Source organism: Marinicrinis lubricantis, from assembly GCF_042658665.1.
In the GTDB taxonomy this organism is placed as follows: domain Bacteria; phylum Bacillota; class Bacilli; order Paenibacillales; family KCTC-33676; genus Marinicrinis; species Marinicrinis lubricantis.
Window position 1 is genome coordinate 1 of sequence record NZ_JBHSQV010000078.1, and the last position, 1402, is coordinate 1402.

The 1402-nt window shown below is 51.9% G+C and carries 1 protein-coding gene; it reads right to left on the minus strand.

Annotated elements, in window-relative coordinates:
• Window positions 1–70: 70 nt before the first annotated feature.
• Complete coding sequence (locus ACFPXP_RS08125) at window positions 71–1309, minus strand: IS110 family transposase (protein WP_379893735.1); 1239 nt, start codon at window positions 1307–1309, stop codon at window positions 71–73.
• Window positions 1310–1402: the final 93 nt, after the last annotated feature.

Below are 1402 nucleotides of genomic sequence, written 5' to 3' on the forward strand. Positions count from 1 at the left end.
AGTTGAAAATGGCAGTGATTTACCAAAAAATAACTGGGAATTACCGTAAGACTTCAGCTAAAGGAGGCGGTCAATCCTTAGCCGCATTCACCTTCCTTCGGGGCGTGTAAATTTGGTCGTTGCGTAGCAGCACATCGACCAGCCGCACAAGTTTTCTTGCCGTTAAGACGAGGGCGCGTTTGTGTTGGTGCTTGGGTACTTCCTTGTATTTCTTCCGGTAGTAATCGCCGAATTCCGGATCGCGGTTCTTCACCGAGTTGGCAGCTTCAACAAGGTAATAGCGAAGGAATCGGTTGCCGGATTTAATGCGTTTCGTATCCTCCGCGTCGAAAGCACCGGATTGATGCTTACGCCAGACAAGACCGGCGTATTTGGCAACAGCAGCCTGGTCGTCAAATCGTGTAATGTCGCCGATCTCCGAGAGAATGCCGGCGGCGTACACGGGACCGATGCCCGGGATCGTCTGCAATGTATTTGGGATTCCGCTCAGGATGCGCTCAATGGCCTGATCGAGTTCCTTGATCTGCGCCTGGATGCTGCGGATCGACTGGATCGATGTACCAAGAATGAGATCGACAGAATCCTCAACCACCTTAGAGAGGCGGTAAGACGCTCTGGCAGCCTTCTGAATGCATTTGGCGACTCGCTCTGGGTCAGGGAAGCGATTCTTCCCGTGGTCCTTGAGGTAATCTGCAAGATCCGCCACGTCCATAGCGACGATCTCGTCAAGGCTGTACTTCTCGAGCAGCAGTTCCGTTATTGCATGACCGAAGACAGAGCTGTCGACTTCGGAGGTAAAGGCGCTGCACTTGTAAAAGAGGTTCGTCAAGAAGTACTGCTTCTCTCGCGTCAGATTATGAACGAGGTGGAACCTCATTCGGGTTAGACGCTGGAGAGCGATGTACTGCTCCTGCATCACCATGGTCATCGGCAGACGGCCGAAACGAAGACGATCTGCAATGAGCCAAGCGTCAATGTGATCGTTCTTATCGAGGTCGACATACGCTTCTTTAAACTTCGTGATGAGCTTTGGGTTGATCGTAAACACTTTGGCTTTCCGCTTCTGAAGCGCTTCATCTTCGTGAAGAAACATGGCAGGATGCCAACTGTACACGGAAGTCGCTTCAAGGCCGATCTGAATCTCTTTGGAGGGCAGCTTGTCCGCAACAGCGACGATTTGATCGCGCAGGTGCGAAGCGCCTTCCAGGTTATTGTCCACGGTGAACGACTGAAGCGTGTCGCCTTCGCCGTTCATCATGCAGACCTTTAAATCTTTGGAGCTCACGTCAATACCGACAAATAGCTTCAATGGAATTCCTCCTTTCGTGTGGGATTCAGGGACTAGACTTTTCGGCATGCCCCTAGCGCGCTCGCAGCTCAATCACCCTCGCATATGAGAACA